Origin of the sequence: Paraburkholderia lebeckiae, from assembly GCF_050436225.1 — a bacterium.
In the GTDB taxonomy this organism is placed as follows: Bacteria; Pseudomonadota; Gammaproteobacteria; order Burkholderiales; family Burkholderiaceae; genus Paraburkholderia; species Paraburkholderia tuberum.
Genome location: NZ_JBNDLU010000002.1, coordinates 182757 through 201647, shown reverse-complemented (window position 1 = coordinate 201647; position 18891 = coordinate 182757). Strand labels below are relative to the sequence as shown.

Below are 18891 nucleotides of genomic sequence, written 5' to 3'. Positions count from 1 at the left end.
AACACACCCTTCCATGTTCGAGAAGATTCTGATCGCCAATCGCGGCGCTATCGCGTGCCGCATTCTCAGGACGTTGCGCGAACTCGACGTCACCGGCGTCGCCATCTATGCGGAAGCCGACCGAGCGAGCCGCCACGTCAGCGAAGCGCCTGTCGCGCATGCGCTCGGCGAGGGTCCGGCCGCGCTGACTTATCTCGACGTGACCAAGATCCTCGCGATTGCGCGTCGCGAAGGCGTGCAGGCGATCCATCCCGGCTACGGCTTCTTATCGGAGAACGCGGCGTTCGGCGAAGCCTGCGAAGCGGCCGGCATCGCGTTCATCGGACCGACACCCGCGCAGCTTCGCGCGTTCGGCCTCAAGCACACGGCCCGCGAAATCGCGGCCAACGAAGGGGTGCCGATGCTCGAAGGCACCGGGCTGCTCGCGGACTTGCCGGCGGCGCTCGCGGCGGCACAGGGCATCGGCTATCCGGTGATGCTGAAGAGCACCGCGGGCGGCGGCGGCATCGGCATGCGGGTGTGCTGGAACGCCGCCGAACTCCGCGCCCATTTCGATGCCGTGAAGCGCCTCGGCGAAAACAATTTCAGCGATGCCGGCGTGTTTCTGGAGAAGTACATCGAACGGGCGCGGCATCTGGAAGTGCAGGTATTCGGCGATGGCAAAGGCGACGCGCTCGCGCTTGGCGTGCGTGACTGTTCGGTGCAGCGGCGCAATCAGAAGGTGCTCGAGGAAACGCCCGCCCCTTGCCTGCCGGACGGCATTCAGGCCGCGCTCGGCGAGGCAGCGGTCAAGCTCGCGAAAGCCGTCGACTATCGCTCCGCCGGCACCGTCGAATTCGTGTACGACAGCGCTGCCGAACAGTTCTACTTCCTCGAAGTCAATACGCGTCTGCAGGTCGAGCACGGCGTCACCGAACAGGTGTGGGGCGTCGACCTCGTGCGTTGGATGATCGAACTGGCGGCCGGCACGCTCGCGCCGCTGAAGGAGCTGGCGGCGAGTCTAACGCCGCGAGGGCACGCGATCCAGGCGCGACTCTACGCGGAAGATCCGGGGCGTGATTTCAAACCGAGTCCGGGCCTCTTGACCGATGTGGCGTTTCCGCACGCTGACGGGCGCGCATTGCGCATCGATACATGGATCGAGGCAGGTTGCGAGGTGCCGCCGTACTTCGACCCGATGCTCGCGAAAGTGATCGCGTGGTCGCCGACTCGCGATGAAGCGCGCGATGCGCTCGACGATGCGCTGCGCAACACCCGCCTCTACGGCGTCGAGACCAATCGCGACTATCTGCGCCAGATTCTGCGCGACCGGCCGTTTGCGTCGGGCGAACCGTGGACTCGATGTCTCGAAGGGCTCAGGTATCGGGCCAGCACGGTCGAAGTCGTCAGCGGCGGCACGCAGACGACGGTGCAGGACTATCCCGGCCGCCTGGGCTACTGGGCAGTCGGCGTCCCGCCGTCGGGGCCGATGGATGACCGGTCGATGCGGCTCGGCAATCGCCTGCTCGGCAATGCGGCCGACGCCGCCGCTCTCGAAGTCACGATGAGCGGGCCGACGCTGCGCTTCAACACGGATGCCGTGGTCGCCATCACCGGCGCGCAGATTCCGGTGCTGCTCGACGATGTCGCTCAGCCGCTGAACACGAGCCTCCATGTGCCGACGGGTTCGACGCTCGCGCTCGGCACGATACGCGGCGCGGGCGCGCGCGCTTATCTGTGCGTGCGCGGCGGCTTCGACGTCGCACTGTATCTCGGCAGCCGCAGCACCTTTACGCTCGGCCAGTTCGGCGGACATGGCGGCCGCGCGATCCGCGCGGGCGACGTGCTGCATCTTTATCCGCTCGACGATGCGCAGGCCGGCGCGGCGCTCGTCAACGCGCCGACGCTCGACGGCGTGCGCACCGTTCGCGTGATCTATGGCCCGCACGGCGCACCCGAATACTTCAGCGCCCGCTATATCGCGCAGCTGCTCGACACCGAGTGGGAGGTTCACTTCAACTCCAGCCGTACCGGCGTGCGCCTGATCGGACCGAAACCCGAGTGGGCGCGCGAGGACGGCGGCGAGGCTGGACTGCATCCGTCGAACATTCACGATAATCCGTACGCGGTCGGCGCCGTCGACTTCACCGGCGACATGCCCGTGATTCTCGGACCCGACGGCCCGAGTCTCGGCGGCTTCGTCTGTCCGGTGACGATCATCGAGGCGGACCTCTGGCAGATCGGCCAGTTGAAAGCAGGCGACAAGATCCGCTTCGCGCCCGTCGAAGTCGAAGAAGCGCGTGAGGCTGCGCGTGAGCGTCGTCGGGAACTGGAGAGCCTCGAGATTGCACCGAGTGCGCCGAGCGAAAGAAGAGCATCGCTGACGTCGCCGATCGTGCTCGATACCGGGGCGGACCGCGACAGACTCGTCGCACGTGTATCCGGCGACACACATCTGCTGCTCGAAATCGGTCCAGCGGAGCTCGATCTCGTGGCACGGTTTCGCGGACATGCGCTAATGCAGTCCCTCGAAGCGCAGCATCTGACTGGCGTCATCGATCTCACGCCGGGCATCCGTTCGCTGCAGATCCACTACCGACCCGAGGATCTGCCGCTCGCCAGGTTGCTCGACATCGTCGCGCGGGCGTGGGACGAGGTCTTGTTGCACAAGGATCTGCGCGTGCCATCGCGGGTCGTTCATCTGCCGCTGTCATGGGACGACCCCGCGTGCCAGCTCGCGATCGAAAAATATATGACCACCGTGCGCAAGAACGCGCCGTGGTGCCCGAGCAACCTCGAATTCATTCGCCGCATCAACGACCTCGACTCCATCGACGCGGTCAGGCAAATCGTCTTCGATGCAAGCTATCTGGTAATGGGCCTCGGGGACGTGTACCTCGGCGCACCCGTCGCGACACCGCTCGACCCTCGTCACCGGCTGGTCACGACGAAATACAACCCGGCCCGTACGTGGACCGCGGAGAACTCGGTCGGCATCGGCGGCGCGTATCTGTGCGTGTATGGCATGGAAGGGCCTGGCGGCTATCAATTCGTCGGCCGGACGTTGCAGATGTGGAATCGCTACCGCGAAGTCGCGGATTTCGCCGGACAGCATTATTTGCTGCGCTTCTTCGACCAGATTCGTTTCTACGAAGTATCGGCCGACGAGCTGTTGCGCATCCGCGCGGACTTTCCGCTTGGGCGTTTTCCGTTGCGGATCGAAGAGTCCGAGCTTTCGTTGCCGGACTATCAGGCGTTTCTCGCTAGCGAATCCGCCAGCATCGAGCAGTTCCGTTCAAGACAGCAGGCGGCCTTCCAGGCCGAGCGCGAGCGGTGGCGTGAAGCGGGCACCTCGGAAGTCACGTTCGAGACGCCGGTCACCGAAGACACTCAGTTAGCTCCGCTTCACGACGGCGAAGTCGCCGTGGACAGCGAGATCGCCGGCAGCCTCTGGCAAGTCAAGGTGAAAACCGGCGACGCGGTCGACGCGGGCGACGTGCTGCTCATCATCGAGTCGATGAAGATGGAAATCTCGGTGTGTGCGCCGTGCGCCGGAACGGTCGGCGAGATCTACGTGGCGCCGGGTTCGCCCGTGCGCGCGGGGCAACGCGTCGCCGTCGTCGAACGTCACTAATTATCTGGACGCAAACCATGTCTTCATTCTCGTCATTCGATCTTCGCCTCCCGACACTTCGCGCCGCATACCGTGATGGAACGCTCACGCCGCGCAGGCTCGTCGCTGAACTGCTCGAAAAAGCTGCGGTGCTCAATCCATCGTTCAATCTGTTCATCCATCTTCTGACCGAAGATGAAGTCGCGCCCTACCTCGACTGGCTCGACACGCAGGAGGTCGAAAGCCTGCCGCTCTATGGCGTTCCGTTCGTGATCAAGGACAACATCGATCTCGCCGGCATTCAGACGACCGCCGCGTGCCCCGCGTTCGCGTACACGCCGTCGCGATCGGCGAGCGTCGTTGCGCAATTGATCGCGCTCGGCGCAGTACCGCTCGGCAAAGCCAATCTCGACCAGTTTGCGACCGGTCTGAACGGCACCCGGTCGCCGTATGGCAAGTGTCGCAATAGCGTGCATCCCGACTATCCGTCGGGCGGCTCGAGCGCGGGGTCGTCACTCGCGGTCGCGCTCGGCGTCGCCAGTTTCGCGCTCGGGACCGACACGGCCGGTTCCGGTCGCGTGCCTGCCGCGCTGAACAATCTCGTCGGTCTCAAGCCGACTAAAGGCCTGCTGTCCACCGCGGGTGTGGTGCCCGCGTGCCGCACGCTCGATTGCGTCACGTTCTTCACGGCGACGGCGGAAGAAGCGAGCGAGTTGCTTGCGTTGAGCGCGCATCCCGACCCTCGCGATGCCTACAGCCGCGCGAATCCGCAATGGAATACGGCACGCGCGTTTGGCAAGCCCACGGCGTTCAGGTTCGGCGTGCCGGCGCAACTGGAATTCGCCGGCTGTTCCGAGAGCCCCGGGCTGTTCGCGAAGGTGCGCGCGTTGCTCGAAGAAGCAGGTGGCGAGGCTGTCGAAATCGACTTCACGCCATTTGTCGAGGCCGCCAATCTGCTCTATCAGGGGCCGTGGGTGGCCGAGCGTTACAGCGTGGCGGGCGAGTTGATGACGCAGAAACCCGCTGCGGTTTTGCCCGTCATTCGCGATGTGTTGGCGAAGGCACCCGGCGCGAGCGCGGTCGAACTGTTTCGCGCGCAGTACCGCTTGCAGGAATTGAAGGCCCTCTGCGATGCGTCGATCGATTCACTCGATTTCGTTCTGACGCCGACGTATCCGCGTGCCGTGACCCTCGACGAGTTGGAGCGCGACCCCATTGGTCCGAACTCCCTGCTCGGCTATTACACGAACTTCATGAATCTGCTGGACTATGCCGCCGTCGCTACGCCGACCGGTTTCATGAAAAATGGTCTGCCCTGGGGCGTGACCGTCTTTGGCCGCGCGTTCATCGACCAGTATCTGTTGGGTGTGGCCGACCTGCTGCAACGAAAGAGCGGCGTGCACTGCGTCGGAGGCGTAACCGTCGAGCCGGAGCCGCGCGGCGAACGATGCGCGGCGAGTCACGATCGCATGCGGATCGCGGTCTGCGGCGCACACATGCAAGGTTTGTCCCTCAACCGCGATCTGCTTGCCCGACGCGCGCGGCTCTTGCAGGCCACTCAGACTGCCGCGCAATACCGGTTGTCGGCGCTGCCTGCGTCGGCGGACGGCACGACGCGTCCAGGCCTGTGGCGCGTCACCGATGGCGGCGCAAAAATTGCTGTCGAAGTGTGGGAAATGCCCAGCGCGGAGTTCGGCTCGTTTATTTCGACCGTTCCGTCTCCGCTGGTTCTGGGGAAGGTCGAACTCGTCGACGGTTCGTGGGTTACCGGTTTCCTCTGCGAGCCGTATGGCGTGCAGTCGGGAACCGATATCTCGGAGTTTGGCGGATGGCGAGCATGGCTTGCCAGCGAGCATTGCGCGAGTTTCTGATGGAACGAACGATGAGCAGCGGCGTCGCAGGGTATGGGCAGTGAAGCGCCGCGGGTTTTGTTGGCACCTCCTCTATTGAGAGAATAGCGTCACGAGCAAGCCTGGCAGGTTCTCTTCTAGGGGTTCTAACGCGCGCCTACGATGCAGGACCTGACAGGCTTCCTTCCAGAATCGCAATTCCGTCGCAACTTCGAGAGGTTCCTTGATGACGCTCCGCACCGTCGCGCTCGCCGCAACCACTACTGCGCTCACGCTCGCCGGCACGACCGCCGCCCTCATCGCACAAGCTCAAACGCCGAGCACCGCCGACAGTCAATGGCGCGCCAGTTCCACCATGCTCGCGACGCTGCTGCAGGACGGCTACAAGATCGTCGCCGTGGTCAACAAGGGTCCCGCCGACACGATCTTCGTGCAGCGCGATCAGAGCGCGTTCAAATGCATCGATCCGCAGCAGCCGGATGCAAAAGCAAAAACGTCGGTGGCGCCGGGCTGTTACGAGCTGGTACCGCCGAGCGGCGCCACGCCGGCGTCGGAATCCAAATAACGTGATTTGAAGCGCGAACTCAACGTAGCCCCGGCTCGCGCAAAAGACTTCGGCGTCGCGCCAACACCGCGACGCTTCAGCGATCCACGAGCCGGCTCAGATTGCCGCGCACCCGCTGCAGCAGGGCAATCAACTGCGCCGCGTCTTCATCGCTGAAACCATTGAGCGCTTCCAGCGCGACCTCGTCGCCGACCTTGCGCGCCTTGCCGAGCGTGCGCTCAGCCTTCGGCGTCATGCGCACCTGGCGCTCGCGGCGATCCTGCGGATTCGCGGTCCGCTCGATCCAGCCGCCCTCCTCCATCCGGTCGAGCAGCCGGCCCGCCGAGATCGGCGCGACCTCGAGCAGATCCGCGAGCCGGGCCTGATTGATATCGCCGTAGTGGCCGAGATAGGCCAGCACGCGACACTGCGCGCGCGTCAGATCGACCGACGACCTCGCGAGATCGTCAAAACGCTTGCCCGTCAGCCGGCCGACGTCGGAGATCAGAAAGCCGAAGCGCTCTTCGAATTGGGTTTTCATGCGCGAATTATACGGAAGCGCTTCGGCGTACAGCGCGACTGCGTATGCGTTCCATCCTCAGCACAACTCCCGATAGCGCCAACCCGGATTGACGATATACTAAGCATGCTTACTATATCGACCCTCCCCACCGTTCATGTCTTCCGCCTCCAAGTCGGCGAGCGCCACTGAGCTGCTCAACCGGCCGATGATCACGATCTCGATCATGCTTGCGACGCTGATCCAGACGCTCGACAGCACGATCGCCAACGTGGCGCTGCCGCATATGCAAGGCACGCTGTCCGCGTCGCAGGACGAGATCACGTGGGTGCTGACCTCCTATATCGTCGCCGCCGCGATCGCCACGCCGCTCACCGGCTGGCTGGCGGATCGCCTCAGCGTGAAGCGGCTGCTGCTGATCGCGATCGGCGGCTTCACGGTGTCTTCCGCGCTGTGCGGACTCTCCGAGACGCTGCCGCAGATCGTCGTGTCGCGTCTGTTGCAAGGGATCTTCGGCGCGTCGCTGGTGCCGCTGTCGCAATCGATCCTGCTCGACATCAACCCGCGTGAAAAGCAGGGCCAGGCGATGGCCGTGTGGGGCATGGGCGTGATGGTCGGGCCGATCCTCGGTCCGACGCTCGGCGGCTGGCTCACCGATAGCTACAACTGGCGCTGGGTGTTCTTCATCAACGTGCCGATCGGCGCGTTTGCACTGTTCGGCGTCGCGACCTTTCTGCCGACTCGCGAGCCGAAACACGACGTGAAGTTCGACGCGTTCGGCTTCATCACGCTCGGCCTCGCGATCGGCGCGTTGCAGGCGATGCTCGATCGCGGCGAGCAGCTCGACTGGTTTTCGTCGACCGAGATCGTGATCGAGGCGCTCGTCGCGGCAATCAGCTTCGCGTTTTTTCTGGTCCACACGGCCACGGTCGGCGAGCGCTCGTTTTTCAAGTACAAGTTATTGAAGGATCCGAACTTCGCGACCGGCACGTTCTTCATCTTCGTGATCGGCGCGGTGATGTACGCGACCCGCGCGCTGCTGCCGCCGATGCTGCAAAATCTGATGGGCTATCCGGTCGCGACCACGGGACTCGTCACCGCGCCTAGCGGCGCCGGCACGATGGTCGCGATGCTGATCGCCGGCCGGCTGCTCAAGCGCGTCGACGCGCGGCTGCTGCTGCTCTGCGGCTTCCTGATTTCGGCGTTCGCGCTGTGGCAGATGATGCAGTACACGATCGTGCTATCGGCATCGGACATCGTGTGGCCTGGTGTGATCCAGGGCTTCGGACTCGGCCTCGTGTTCGTGCCGCTGTCCACGCTGACGTTCTCGACGCTGTCGCCGGGGTTGCGCGCGGACGGCACCGCGACTTATAGCCTGATGCGCAATATCGGCAGCAGTATCGGCATTTCGATCGTGCAGACGCTGATGACGCGCAACACGCAGATCTCGCACGCGGACCTCGCTGCGAACGTCACCGCGTTCAATCCGGCGCTCCAGTCGATGCTCAACAGCGGCTCGAACTATGACATTGCGGCGCTGAATGCGTCGATCACGCAGCAGGCCACGATGATCGCGTATCTGAACGACTTCAAGCTGATGTTCGTGGCGACGCTGCTGGTCATCCCTCTGTTGCTGCTGATCCGGCCGTCGCACAAGGCACCGGACGCGTCGGTCGCGCATGCGGCGATGGATTGACGCCGTCCGCCTCAGCCTTCGATTCGCCCGCGCGTCACGCCGAGCAATGACGCCATCGCCGCGTACGCCGCGGCGGCATCGCGGGCGCGGATCGCGTCGAACACCGCCGTGTGCTCGGCGAGCGACGCGTTGAACACATCGGCGCGTTTCGCATTGAGCCGCAATTGTGCCTCGAGCGTGCGCTCGATCAGCGCGCCAAGCGGGATCAGCAGTTCGTTGCTGCACGCGGTGAGCACGCACAGGTGGAACTGCAGATCCGCGCGCACCCATTCGTCGACGTTGCGCGCCGCCACCATCGCGGTATGCGCGGCCGCAAGCGCACCCAACGTGTCGACGGTGTGCGCGGCGGCTGCGAGGCCGGCGGCATAAGGCTCGACCATCTCGCGCATTTCCTGCAGCTTGAGCGCGAACGCCATCGGCTCGGCGACGCGCGAATACCAGTCGAGCAGATCGGCATCGAGCAGATTCCACGCGGACTTGACCCGCACGCGCGTACCCACGCGCGGCCGCGATTCGATCAGCCCTTTCGACGTCAACGTGCGCAGCGCCTCGCGCAGCACCGTGCGGCTCACGCCGAACATCTCCATTAACTCGGCTTCGCGAGGCAGGATCGACTCCGGCGCATAGTCGCCGCGCAGAATCGCGGTCGCCAGCAGTTGGGCGACTCGCCCGTGCAGATCGTGCGGAATGGTTTTCTCCTCGCGGTTGATGATCCCGTCGCGCAACGCGCGCGGTAAGTCGGCCACATCTCACCACTATGTGGCAAATAATACTATTAATAGTATTTTAATGCGGTTTTGTTGTAGCATGGAATTCCCCGAAATTTTGCATGCCCGCAGACCTGCTTTGCATGGGTTCGGAGTAAGCGCCAAAGCGCCAACTTCGATCGACACCGGAGACACATACCATGAAAATCACCAAGCTCGAAACCTTCATCGTCCCGCCGCGCTGGTGCTTCCTCAAGATCGAGACCGACGAGGGCATCGTCGGTTGGGGCGAGCCGGTGGTGGAAGGCCGCGCGCATACGGTCGCCGCGGCCGTCGAGGAACTGTCCGATTATCTGATCGGCAAGGACCCGCTGTTGATCGAGGATCACTGGCAGGTGATGTACCGCGCGGGCTTCTATCGCGGCGGCCCGATCACGATGAGCGCGATCGCCGGCGTCGATCAGGCGCTGTGGGACATCAAGGGCAAGCATCACGGCGTGCCGGTGCATGCGCTGCTCGGCGGCCAGGTGCGCGACAAAATCAAGGTGTACTCGTGGATCGGCGGCGACCGTCCGAGCGATGTCGCGAACAACGCACGCGCGGTGGTCGAGCGCGGCTTCAAGGCCGTCAAGATGAACGGCTCGGAAGAGCTGCAGATCATCGACACCTTCGACAAGGTGCAAGGCGTGATCAACAACGTCGCGGCGGTGCGCGAGGCGGTCGGGCCGAACATCGGAATCGGCGTGGACTTCCACGGCCGCGTGCATAAGCCGATGGCGAAAGTGCTCGCCAAGGAACTCGACCCGTACAAGCTGCTGTTCATCGAAGAGCCGGTGCTGTCGGAAAACGCCGAGGCGCTGCGCGACATCGTCAATCAGACCAACACGCCGATCGCGCTCGGCGAGCGTCTTTATTCGCGCTGGGACTTCAAGCACATCCTGTCGGGCGGCTACGTCGACATCATCCAGCCGGACGCGTCGCACGCGGGCGGCATCACCGAGTGCCGCAAGATCGCCGCGATGGCGGAAGCCTACGACGTCGCGCTCGCGCTGCATTGCCCGCTCGGCCCGATCGCGCTCGCAACCTGTCTGCAGATCGATGCGGTCAGCTACAACGCGTTCATCCAGGAACAGAGCCTCGGCATCCACTACAACAAGGGCAATGACCTGCTCGATTACATCAAGAATCCGCAAGTCTTCAAGTACGAAGACGGCTTCGTGACGATTCCGCAGGGCCCCGGACTCGGCATCGAGGTCAACGAAGAGAAGGTGCGCGAAATGGCGAAGGTCGGTCACCGCTGGCGCAATCCGGTGTGGCGTCACGAGGACGGCAGCGTCGCCGAATGGTGATCTGAACACCTGAACGAAACAGGCGGAATGCCGCCGGCGGGCCACGTGACACTCGGGCCGTCGCAGTAACGTAACATCCCGGACCAGGCGGCTCGAACCGGCGTTCGAGCGCTGCCGCCCCGACCTGCATCACTCCCCGCCGAGCCTTATCCCGCCTGGCTTTCGCGACGTTTGTTCGGTATCGGACATACGTATGACCTGCTCCTTGCTGAAATGCATGCCAACAATGCATGCAGCGAGGAACACCATGGGCGAATTCCTTCCCGACGATCTGATCCGCGAACAGGCGGCGGTCGGCGCGCTGGTTGCGTTCGGCGTGCTGCGCATCATCGGCGCGATGCTCGCGTACGAGCGCGGATGGAACATCTCGGTGGTCGGGAAATGCTTTATCGCCGCGGCGGTGCTGTACTGCCTGCCGCAGATCTTCGATCTGCTCACGCAGATGGTCGGCTCGCACGCGGCCGGCGCCGAACTCGAAGGCAAGGCCGCGGGCTGCGCGATCGCGTTGTTCTGCGCGCCGATTCTCGGTCATCGCCTCGGCTTCGAGTAAGCGGGCTTCGCAGTGCGGCGCTTTTTTACGCGGCGCGCATCCGCGGGTGCTGTCGTAGAACTGACGCACGATGGACGCGCGCGGCCGTCGCGCATCCATCGCCGATTGGTCAATCGCCTATGCCGCGCCGCGCGTTCAACCGCGCGCAGCGAACGCCGGCACGGTGTGTGACAACGCGGCCGCGACGACGAACACGCCGATCATCACGAGCGCTTCCAGATACATCACGTTGACGAAGGTGTGCGCATCCATCGTCGATGCGGTGCGACGCAGGCGTGGCAGCGCCGATGTGCGGTTCAGCGCGCCGAGCACCAGCGCGAGCGCGACCAGCACGAGCTTCAACGTCAGGACATGACCCCACGTGCTCGCCTGAATCGCTTCGAACGAACTGCCCGAGTCGCGCACCGCATTGAAGACGCCCGACAGCAATACCAACGCAACCGCGACGATCGACACGTTCGACACCTGGGTCGCCGTGCGGATCAGCATGCCCCGCGCGGTGGATGCCCCGAGCGCCGGCAGCACCGCCAGGCCGGCGGCCATCGCGAGTCCGCCCCATACGCTCGTTGCGAGCACGTGCAGCGTCTGCATGCCGATCGCGGCCGACACGACGCCGGCATCGACCGCATGACCGAGCGACGCCTTACCCGCCGCGATCGCGAGCACCGCGAGCCACAGCAGCGTATTGCGCAGCATGCCCGTGCCATGGCTCAGCGCGGTGCCGAACAGCACCAGTGCGCCGCCGAACGCGACGCTCCAGCCATAGCCGACATGCGTTTGCGTCAGCACCGTCGGCACCACGCCGAACGCCGCGGACAACGCGACACCGCTCATCGACGCCGCCTGATACAGGAGCCAGCCGAGATCCGCGAGCACCAGCACGATGGTGGCCGCGAGCATCGAGCGTTGCGCGCGCATCGAGCCCGGACGCGCCGGTGAAGTGCCCTGGAGTCCGTCCCTCGCGAGCCATGCGCCGAGTAGCGCCGAGCCGACGGCGAAGCCGAACGAGACGTTCATGAGCGCGGCCATTGCGACCTGCCCGATCCACAGTCCGTCGAAGTTCATTTGACGTTGAACGCGAAGTCGCCATGGGTACGATGGCCGTCGGTGGCCACCGCGATCCAGTGCACCGCGTAGCGGCCGCTCGTCAACTGAGGCAGCGCGAGGTGCATCACGCGGGCATCCGCGCTATCGACCGTCGACGCGCCCGGCGTCGCGGGCTTGCCGTTTGCATCGGCGAGTGTGATCTTGCTGAATGCGGGCTCGAGCGGCTCCGTGAAATGGAGCGTCAGGTCGGTAGGCGCGACGGCGTCGGCGTTCGCGGCCGGCGCGCTCGAGATCAGATGCGCATGCGCGAACGCGGTGGACGACATGGCCAGCGCCACCGCGCCGGACATCAACGCTCGCAGCGTCGACGAGGAGAAATCGAATAGCTTCATATAAGCCCGATAGCGGATGAGAACGAACGGAACATAGCCGGGCCGGCAAGGCGCATCGTCTGCACGACGGCCGGCGAGCCCGGAAGTGTACGCTTCGATGGTGCGCGCGGGGATCGGTTCAACCTGGCTTGATCGTATGCGTCACGCGGCTTCACGCTTGCGGCCGCGACGCCGTGATTGTTTTTTGAGGCAAAGACGTCGACCACGATCCGTGACGCAACCAAGGTCCGAAACCGGCATAACGCGACACACTGTCGCATGGCGGTCACACCTGGAACCGTCTCTAGTGCGGCAAATAGTCACTACTACCCTTCGATGATAGAATGCTGCGTCGCCGCAGCGACGGCTGTCCTTCACACCGAGCCGCCCGAAGTTCGGTCAGGTCCCCGATTCTGATGGAGTTACGCGTGTCTTCAAGACGCCTCTTCCGCCCGTTGCTTGCCCTTCTGTTGATCGGCACCGCGGGTGTCTATAGCGCAGCGAAAGCGCAGACTCAACCGAAGGCCCCCGACACGATGGAAGCACGCGTGCAAGGCTGCACGGCCTGCCACGGCTCGCATGGGCAAGGTACCGACAACGACTACTTCCCACGCCTCGCGGGCAAGCCGGCTGGATATCTGTTCAATCAGTTGCAGAACTTCCGTGAAGGGCGCCGCAGGTACCCGCCGATGAACTACCTCGTCACGTATCTCTCCGACGACTACCTACATCAGATCGCCACTTTCTTCTCGCAACAGCGCCCGCCGTATCCGACGCCGGCCAAGCCGACGGTCTCGGCCGCCACGCTCGCGCGCGGTGAGCAGATCGTGCTGCACGGCGATGCGAACAAGCAGGTGCCCGCTTGCGCGGCCTGCCACGGCAAGGCGCTGACCGGTATGGAACCGGCAATCCCGGGTCTCGTCGGCCTGCACGCCGACTACATCAGCGCGCAGCTGGGCTCATGGCGCTCGGGCACGCGTCGCGCGATCGCGCCGGACTGCATGCACACCATCGCCACGCGCCTCAGCGACGAAGACGTGAACGCCGTCGCGGCCTGGCTTTCCATGCAGCAGGCTCCGCAAAACCCCGTGCCGGCTCCGGCCCGCTCCTTGAAGACTCCGCTTGCCTGCGGCAGCGAACCGCAATAAGGCGCCGGGAGAGACATTCAAATGAAACGCAAGTCTTTGTTCGCCCTCTCGGCAGTCGTTGTGGTCGCGGCCGCCGCACTCGTTCCCGTCCTGTGGTCGGGCGGCGACAATCTGCATAGCAGCGGCGCAGCCGTGGCGGCAACGCCCGCGGACCAGGCCGACCTGATCAAGAAGGGCGAGTACCTCGCCCGCGCCGGCGACTGTATCGCCTGCCACACGGTGCGCGGCGGCCTGCCGTTCGCGGGCGGCCTGCCCATGGCCACGCCGTTCGGCACGATGTTCACGCCGAACATCACGCCGGACGACCAGTACGGCATCGGCAAGTGGACCCAGGACGACTTCTATCGCGCGATGCACACCGGCCGCTCGAAAGATGGCAGCCTGCTTTATCCGGGCTTCCCGTTCACGAGCTACACGAAGGTCACGCGCGCGGACTCCGACGCGATCTACGCGTACCTGCGCTCGGTCGCGCCGGTCAACGTGCCGAGCCGTCCGCACGAACTGAAATTCCCGTTCAACCAGCGCAACATGCTGATCGGCTGGCGCACGCTGTTCTTCCGTGAAGGCGAGTTCAAGCCGGATCCGACCAAGTCGGTCGAATGGAACCGCGGTGCGTATCTGGTCGAGGGTCTCGGCCACTGCGGTATGTGCCATACGTCGATCAACGCGATGGGCGCCCCGGTCAACTCGGCGGCGTTCGCGGGCGGCCTGATTCCGCTGCAGAACTGGTATGCGCCGTCGCTGACGTCGAACCGCGAAGCCGGCCTCGGCGACTGGGACCTCAAGGACATCGCCGACCTGCTCAAGACCGGCGTGTCGAGCCGCGGTGCGGTGTTCGGTCCGATGGCCGAAGTGGTTCACAACAGCCTGCAGTATCTGTCGACCGAAGACATCAACGCGATGGCGACGTACCTGAAGACGATTCCGCAGAAGAGCGAAGCACCGGAACCGCTGCAGCTCGAAACCTCGGAAAAATTCGGCGGCGAACTGCTGAAGCAAGGTCAGAAGATCTACGCTGACAACTGCGCGAAGTGCCATGAGGAAAACGGTCTCGGCCGGCCGCCTGCATTCCCGCCGCTCGCGAACAACCAGTCGATCCAGATGCCGTCGGCGGTCAACCCGATCCGCATGGTGCTGAACGGTGGTTATCCGCCGAGCACGGAGGGGAACCCGCATCCGTATGGCATGCCGCCGTTCGCGCAAGCTCTGTCGAATCAGGAAGTGGCAGCGGTCGTGACGTACATCCGTATGTCCTGGGGCAACCACGGCACGGCCGTGTCGCCGCAGCAGGTGGCCGATTTGCGTTCGGCGCCGCTCGACTAAGCAGGGTTCGATGCACCCCGGGCGCGGCCTGCGAAATTCGCGGCCGCGCCCTTCGTTTTTTCAGGACCGGTATCATGTGGGCCTGTTTGTGTTGGTGGTCACCCTCGCGGGACCGTGCAGGAGGAAAGAGTTGTGCCCTTCGGTGAGCGTTTGAATAGCATTACCCATCTCGTCGGCGCCGTGCTGTCGGTGGTGGGGCTGGCGGCGCTCGTCACGATGGGCGCGCTCGCCGGCGACGCGTACAAGGTCGTCAGCTTCGCCGTATATGGTGCGATGCTGTTCGTGCTGTACGCGATCTCGACGCTGTATCACAGCGTCAGCCATCCGCGTCTGAAGGCGATTCTGCAGAAATGCGATCATTCGGCGATCTACCTGCTGATCGCCGGCAGCTACACGCCGTTCACGCTCGTCACGTTGCGTGGACCGTGGGGCTGGTCGTTATTCGGCGTGAGCTGGGGGCTCGCTGCCCTCGGCATCGTGCAGGAACTCACGCTCGGGCGACGCACCCGCAGCGTGTCGATGGTGCTGTATGTGTTGATGGGATGGCTCGCGCTCGTAGCCGTCCACCCGCTGGTGCAGGCGTTGCCGGCCGCGGGGACCGCGTGGCTCGTGGCCGGCGGCGTCATCTATAGCGTCGGCATCTATTTCTTCATCAACGACGAGCGCATCCGCCACGGACATGGTATCTGGCACCTGTTCGTACTGGCGGGCAGTCTGTGTCAATTCGTCAGTGTCGCGCGCTATGTCGCGTGACATTCCACGGCGACGAATTGCAACTTAAGGCCAGTCGACGTGTCTGCATAGCGCGTTGAAACATTCGGCACATTTGTGAGCGTGCCGCCGATTTCTCCGTGAACGGAACCGGGCCTCGGCCCTCGAACACGCCATGCGGGCGTGTCGATTCCGCGCTGGTTTTTCCGCGTTGGGGTCCTTTGGACCCAGCGGGGCCGTTCGCGACACTGCATTGCAAAGAGCTTTTATGTCTTTTGATTCCCTCGGCTTGTCCGAACCGCTGGTCCGCGCTGTCAATGAACTCGGCTACACCAGCCCGACTCCGATCCAGACTCAGGCGATCCCGGCCGTGCTCAACGGCGGCGATCTGCTCGCCGGCGCGCAAACCGGCACCGGCAAGACCGCCGGCTTCACGCTGCCGATCCTGCAGCGCCTGAATTCGATGCCGCCGGCCGCCGGCGGCAAGCGCGTGGTCCGCGCGCTGATCCTCACGCCGACGCGTGAACTCGCCGCGCAGGTCGAAGAAAGTGTGCGCGCCTACGGCAAGTATCTGAAGCTGAAGTCGACCGTGATGTTCGGCGGCGTCGGCATCAATCCGCAGATCGATGCGCTCAGGCGCGGCATCGATATCGTCGTCGCGACGCCGGGCCGTCTGCTCGATCACATGCAGCAGAAGACCATCGACCTGTCGCATCTCGAGATCCTCGTGCTCGACGAAGCCGACCGCATGCTCGACATGGGCTTCATCCACGACATCAAGCGCGTGCTCGCGAAGCTGCCGCCGAAGCGCCAGAACCTGCTGTTCTCGGCGACCTTCTCCGACGAGATCAAGACACTCGCCGATAGCCTGCTCGACTCGCCGGCGCTGATCGAAGTCGCGCGCCGCAACACGACGGCCGAAACGGTCGCGCAGAAGATTCACCCGGTCGATCGCGACCGCAAGCGCGAGTTGCTCACGCATCTGATCCGTCAGCACAGCTGGTCCCAGGTGCTCGTGTTCACGCGCACCAAGCACGGCGCAAATCGCCTCGCCGAGCAGCTGGCGAAGGACGGCATCAGCGCGCTCGCGATTCACGGCAACAAGAGCCAGTCGGCACGCACGCGCGCGCTCGCCGAGTTCAAGGACGGTACGCTGCAGGTGCTGGTGGCGACCGACATCGCCGCACGCGGCATCGATATCGATCAGTTGCCGCACGTGGTCAACTTCGATCTGCCGAACGTGCCGGAAGACTACGTGCATCGCATCGGCCGCACGGGTCGCGCGGGTGCGACCGGCGAGGCGGTGTCGCTCGTGTGCGTCGATGAACTGCAGTTGCTGAAGGACATCGAGAAGCTGATCAAGCGTCCGGTCCCGCAGGAAGTGATCGCCGGTTTCGAGCCGGATCCGACCGCGAAGCCGGAGCCGATCCTGCGACGCGGGCAGGGCGGCGGCGGGCGCTCGCCGCGCCAGGGACAAGGTGCGGTGCGTCGTGACGGCGGTGCTGGTGGTGGCGCACCGGCCAAGCCGGCTCAAGGCTCCGGTCAGCGTTCGGGACAAGGCACGGGTCAGCGTTCGGGCCAGCGTGCGTCGAACGCTCAGCCCACGCCGCGGCCACAAGGTGCGAAGCCGGCCGGCAATGGCAATCAGCCGCGTCGCGATACGCAGCGTCACGACGATCGGCCGCGTGCCGCCGCGCATGATGGCGCTCCCGCGAATCATGCGCCGCGCAAGCCGCAGGGCAATCGTTCGCACAACGGCAATCCGGGCGCGTTGCTCGGCGGCGGCGCGAAGCGCAACGATGCGCCGCGTGGTGCGCAGCCGTCGCGCAACGGCGCCCGTGGCCGTTAAGCGTCGCGCGGCCTAAAGGCTGCCCGCGCATCAGCCGTTAGCGCTTTCCTGCTCGAAGACTAACGGCTGCTCGCGGCGGCAGCCTGCTTCAAATGCTCGACCTGCCGTTCCCACCGCTCGAGCACCACACTCCCCTCTCCTTGCAATTCGAACGTGATGCCGCCCGTCAGGCGCGCATAACGGACGCTTTGTGCCTCCGCTGTGTCGATCGAGCCGAGCAGATAGACAAGGCCGCTGTCGTCGCCAGCAACACCGGGCAGCGGCGCGACACGCAACTGCACCTGATAGAACGCCGCATCGCAGACGAAGCTCAGCGCCGCGCGCCCGCTTTGCGCGATCGCGCGCGTCGCGCGCGCCTGCGGCCAGAGCGCGATGCACAGGGTGCGCGAGTCGGGCGCATAGAGTTCGCCGACGCTCAGCAGAGATGTGCGCACGTGGCCGTTCGCATCGACGGTCAGTAGCGACGCGGTGAAGCCCAGCTTGTCCGCAAGCGACGAACCGTCGAACAACGCGCGCACGTTGGCCGGCCATTCGTCGAACACGATCTGTTCGAGCGGACGCGCGGACGTAGATGCGGAGGAGGAAGCGCTCATGCCATCGATCCAGTCGAAGTAGTCGGTAAAGCTCCATCATGCCTCGAAAAAACCAAAGCCCGCATGAGCGGGCTCTGGTTCGTTTCGTCAGGTCGTTGCAGTTGCATTCAGCCGATGCCTCGCGCAACGATCGATGGCTCAGCGAAAGAATACGTGTTGCGTGATCTTCGCGAGCGGATAATGCACGCCCGGCTGAATGCGCGCCGGCAGATCGAGTGGCTTGAGCAGCATCTTCACGCACATGTCGGCGGACAGATTGCGGCGCACCAGCTTGTTGATGCGCGCCGCGCGCTCGCGGTTATACGCGGAGTCGTGCACGCGCTCCGGATAGCGAATCGCGAACACGTGCCGCAACGCGATCTCCGAGTCTTCGTTCTTGATCTCCATCACGCGACGCATCAACGCGCCGAGCACCGCGAGCCGACCGTTGCCCTCGATCCGGTTGTACTTCTTGAAATACCTGAAAAAGTGCTTGTAGTGACGGACTTCGTCGGTGCGGATGTTGTCGGTGATCTGCTTGAGCACCGCTTCGTCCGAGCACTCGTTGATCGCGCGGTACAGCGTCGCGGTACCCGTCTCGACTACGCAACGCGCGACCATCTCCAGCGCGCGGGTCTTTTCGAAATCCTCGACAGAGCACGTGAGCGAATACTCGCCCATGAAATTGCGGAACGCGGAGTCCCAGTCGAACTCGGGCCATACATACGCGATATAGGTCTTCAGCGCCCGGCCGTGCTGCATTTCCTCGGGCTCCCACTCGTGGTTGAGCCAGGCCGAGACCTCAGGGTCGTCGTTGAAAAATGTACTCAGATTGCTGGTGTAGAGATCGGTGCCGCTTTCGATGAACGAAGCCGCGCACAGCAACAGCAGCAGGTCCTCGTTGGCCGCGGCCTTCTGACGGTCAATGCGCGTCAGATCGATGTCTTCGATCCGCCAGGGCATGACATGGTTCAGCTCTGTGTGCATCGTGTCTTGCTCCCATGCTGTACCGACCCGTGGAGTTCTTTGCAACTGCCACCGCGCTCGCCGTGATGTTTCTGC

The 18891-nt window shown here is 64.3% G+C and carries 16 protein-coding genes; 10 read left to right on the top strand and 6 right to left on the bottom strand.

Going from position 1 to position 18891, the window contains the following annotated elements:
- Window positions 1–13: 13 nt before the first annotated feature.
- From uca to OKW45_RS15675, 3 genes are all read left to right on the top strand, one after another.
- Window positions 14–3613: an urea carboxylase gene (uca, locus tag OKW45_RS15685; protein WP_429469707.1), complete on the top strand. Its 3600-nt coding sequence runs from the start codon at window positions 14–16 to the stop codon at window positions 3611–3613.
- 17 nt (window positions 3614–3630) lie between these two features.
- On the top strand, window positions 3631–5463 hold the full coding sequence (gene atzF / locus OKW45_RS15680) for an allophanate hydrolase (protein ID WP_429469705.1): 1833 nt from the start codon (window positions 3631–3633) through the stop codon (window positions 5461–5463).
- A 205-nt stretch (window positions 5464–5668) separates the two neighbouring features.
- A complete protein-coding gene (locus OKW45_RS15675) occupies window positions 5669–6007 on the top strand; it encodes a hypothetical protein (protein WP_018421734.1) in 339 nt (112 codons plus the stop codon).
- Between the two features lie 76 nt (window positions 6008–6083).
- Here the strand turns inward: OKW45_RS15675 and OKW45_RS15670 are convergent, their stop codons facing one another.
- Window positions 6084–6527 (bottom strand): MarR family winged helix-turn-helix transcriptional regulator, encoded by a 444-nt coding sequence (locus OKW45_RS15670; RefSeq protein ID WP_429469703.1) that lies wholly within the window; start codon window positions 6525–6527, stop codon window positions 6084–6086.
- A gap of 136 nt (window positions 6528–6663) precedes the next feature.
- On the opposite strand from OKW45_RS15670, the gene OKW45_RS15665 reads away from it, so the two are divergent.
- Window positions 6664–8202, top strand: a complete 1539-nt coding sequence (locus tag OKW45_RS15665; RefSeq protein ID WP_429469701.1) for a DHA2 family efflux MFS transporter permease subunit — start codon at window positions 6664–6666, stop codon at window positions 8200–8202.
- An 11-nt stretch (window positions 8203–8213) separates the two neighbouring features.
- On the opposite strand, the gene OKW45_RS15660 is transcribed toward OKW45_RS15665, so the two are convergent.
- A complete protein-coding gene (locus tag OKW45_RS15660) occupies window positions 8214–8948 on the bottom strand; it encodes a FadR/GntR family transcriptional regulator (protein WP_429412217.1) in 735 nt (244 codons plus the stop codon).
- 161 nt (window positions 8949–9109) lie between these two features.
- Between OKW45_RS15660 and dgoD the strand changes: the two genes are divergently transcribed.
- Both dgoD and OKW45_RS15650 read left to right on the top strand, forming a co-directional pair.
- The gene (dgoD, locus tag OKW45_RS15655) at window positions 9110–10258 is read left to right on the top strand and encodes a galactonate dehydratase (protein WP_018421739.1); all 1149 of its coding nucleotides are present in this window, start codon (window positions 9110–9112) and stop codon (window positions 10256–10258) included.
- A gap of 247 nt (window positions 10259–10505) precedes the next feature.
- On the top strand, window positions 10506–10808 hold the full coding sequence (locus OKW45_RS15650; RefSeq protein ID WP_429469699.1) for a hypothetical protein: 303 nt from the start codon (window positions 10506–10508) through the stop codon (window positions 10806–10808).
- 135 nt (window positions 10809–10943) lie between these two features.
- On the opposite strand, the gene OKW45_RS15645 is transcribed toward OKW45_RS15650, so the two are convergent.
- Together OKW45_RS15645 and copC are read right to left on the bottom strand one after the other, a co-directional pair.
- Window positions 10944–11873 carry a CopD family protein gene (locus OKW45_RS15645; protein WP_429469697.1) on the bottom strand — a complete coding sequence of 310 codons (930 nt, stop codon included), beginning with the start codon at window positions 11871–11873 and terminating at the stop codon, window positions 10944–10946.
- A complete protein-coding gene (gene copC, locus OKW45_RS15640; protein WP_429469695.1) occupies window positions 11870–12247 on the bottom strand; it encodes a copper homeostasis periplasmic binding protein CopC in 378 nt (125 codons plus the stop codon). The genes OKW45_RS15645 and copC overlap by 4 nt, the downstream gene beginning before the upstream one ends.
- 395 nt (window positions 12248–12642) lie before the next feature.
- On the opposite strand from copC, the gene OKW45_RS15635 reads away from it, so the two are divergent.
- From OKW45_RS15635 to OKW45_RS15620, 4 genes are all read left to right on the top strand, one after another.
- Window positions 12643–13374 (top strand): c-type cytochrome, encoded by a 732-nt coding sequence (locus OKW45_RS15635; RefSeq protein WP_035471052.1) that lies wholly within the window; start codon window positions 12643–12645, stop codon window positions 13372–13374.
- 21 nt (window positions 13375–13395) lie between these two features.
- The gene (locus OKW45_RS15630) at window positions 13396–14697 is read left to right on the top strand and encodes a c-type cytochrome (RefSeq protein ID WP_429469693.1); all 1302 of its coding nucleotides are present in this window, start codon (window positions 13396–13398) and stop codon (window positions 14695–14697) included.
- Between the two features lie 132 nt (window positions 14698–14829).
- On the top strand, window positions 14830–15450 hold the full coding sequence (trhA, locus tag OKW45_RS15625) for a PAQR family membrane homeostasis protein TrhA (RefSeq protein WP_035471054.1): 621 nt from the start codon (window positions 14830–14832) through the stop codon (window positions 15448–15450).
- A 226-nt stretch (window positions 15451–15676) separates the two neighbouring features.
- Window positions 15677–17257: a DEAD/DEAH box helicase gene (locus OKW45_RS15620; protein ID WP_429469691.1), complete on the top strand. Its 1581-nt coding sequence runs from the start codon at window positions 15677–15679 to the stop codon at window positions 17255–17257.
- 59 nt (window positions 17258–17316) lie between these two features.
- Here OKW45_RS15620 and OKW45_RS15615 read toward each other — a convergent pair whose 3' ends face one another.
- The gene (locus tag OKW45_RS15615) at window positions 17317–17850 is read right to left on the bottom strand and encodes a hypothetical protein (RefSeq protein ID WP_184022967.1); all 534 of its coding nucleotides are present in this window, start codon (window positions 17848–17850) and stop codon (window positions 17317–17319) included.
- A gap of 138 nt (window positions 17851–17988) precedes the next feature.
- A complete protein-coding gene (locus tag OKW45_RS15610) occupies window positions 17989–18816 on the bottom strand; it encodes a ferritin-like domain-containing protein (RefSeq protein ID WP_429469689.1) in 828 nt (275 codons plus the stop codon).
- Between the last annotated feature and the right edge of the window lie 75 nt (window positions 18817–18891).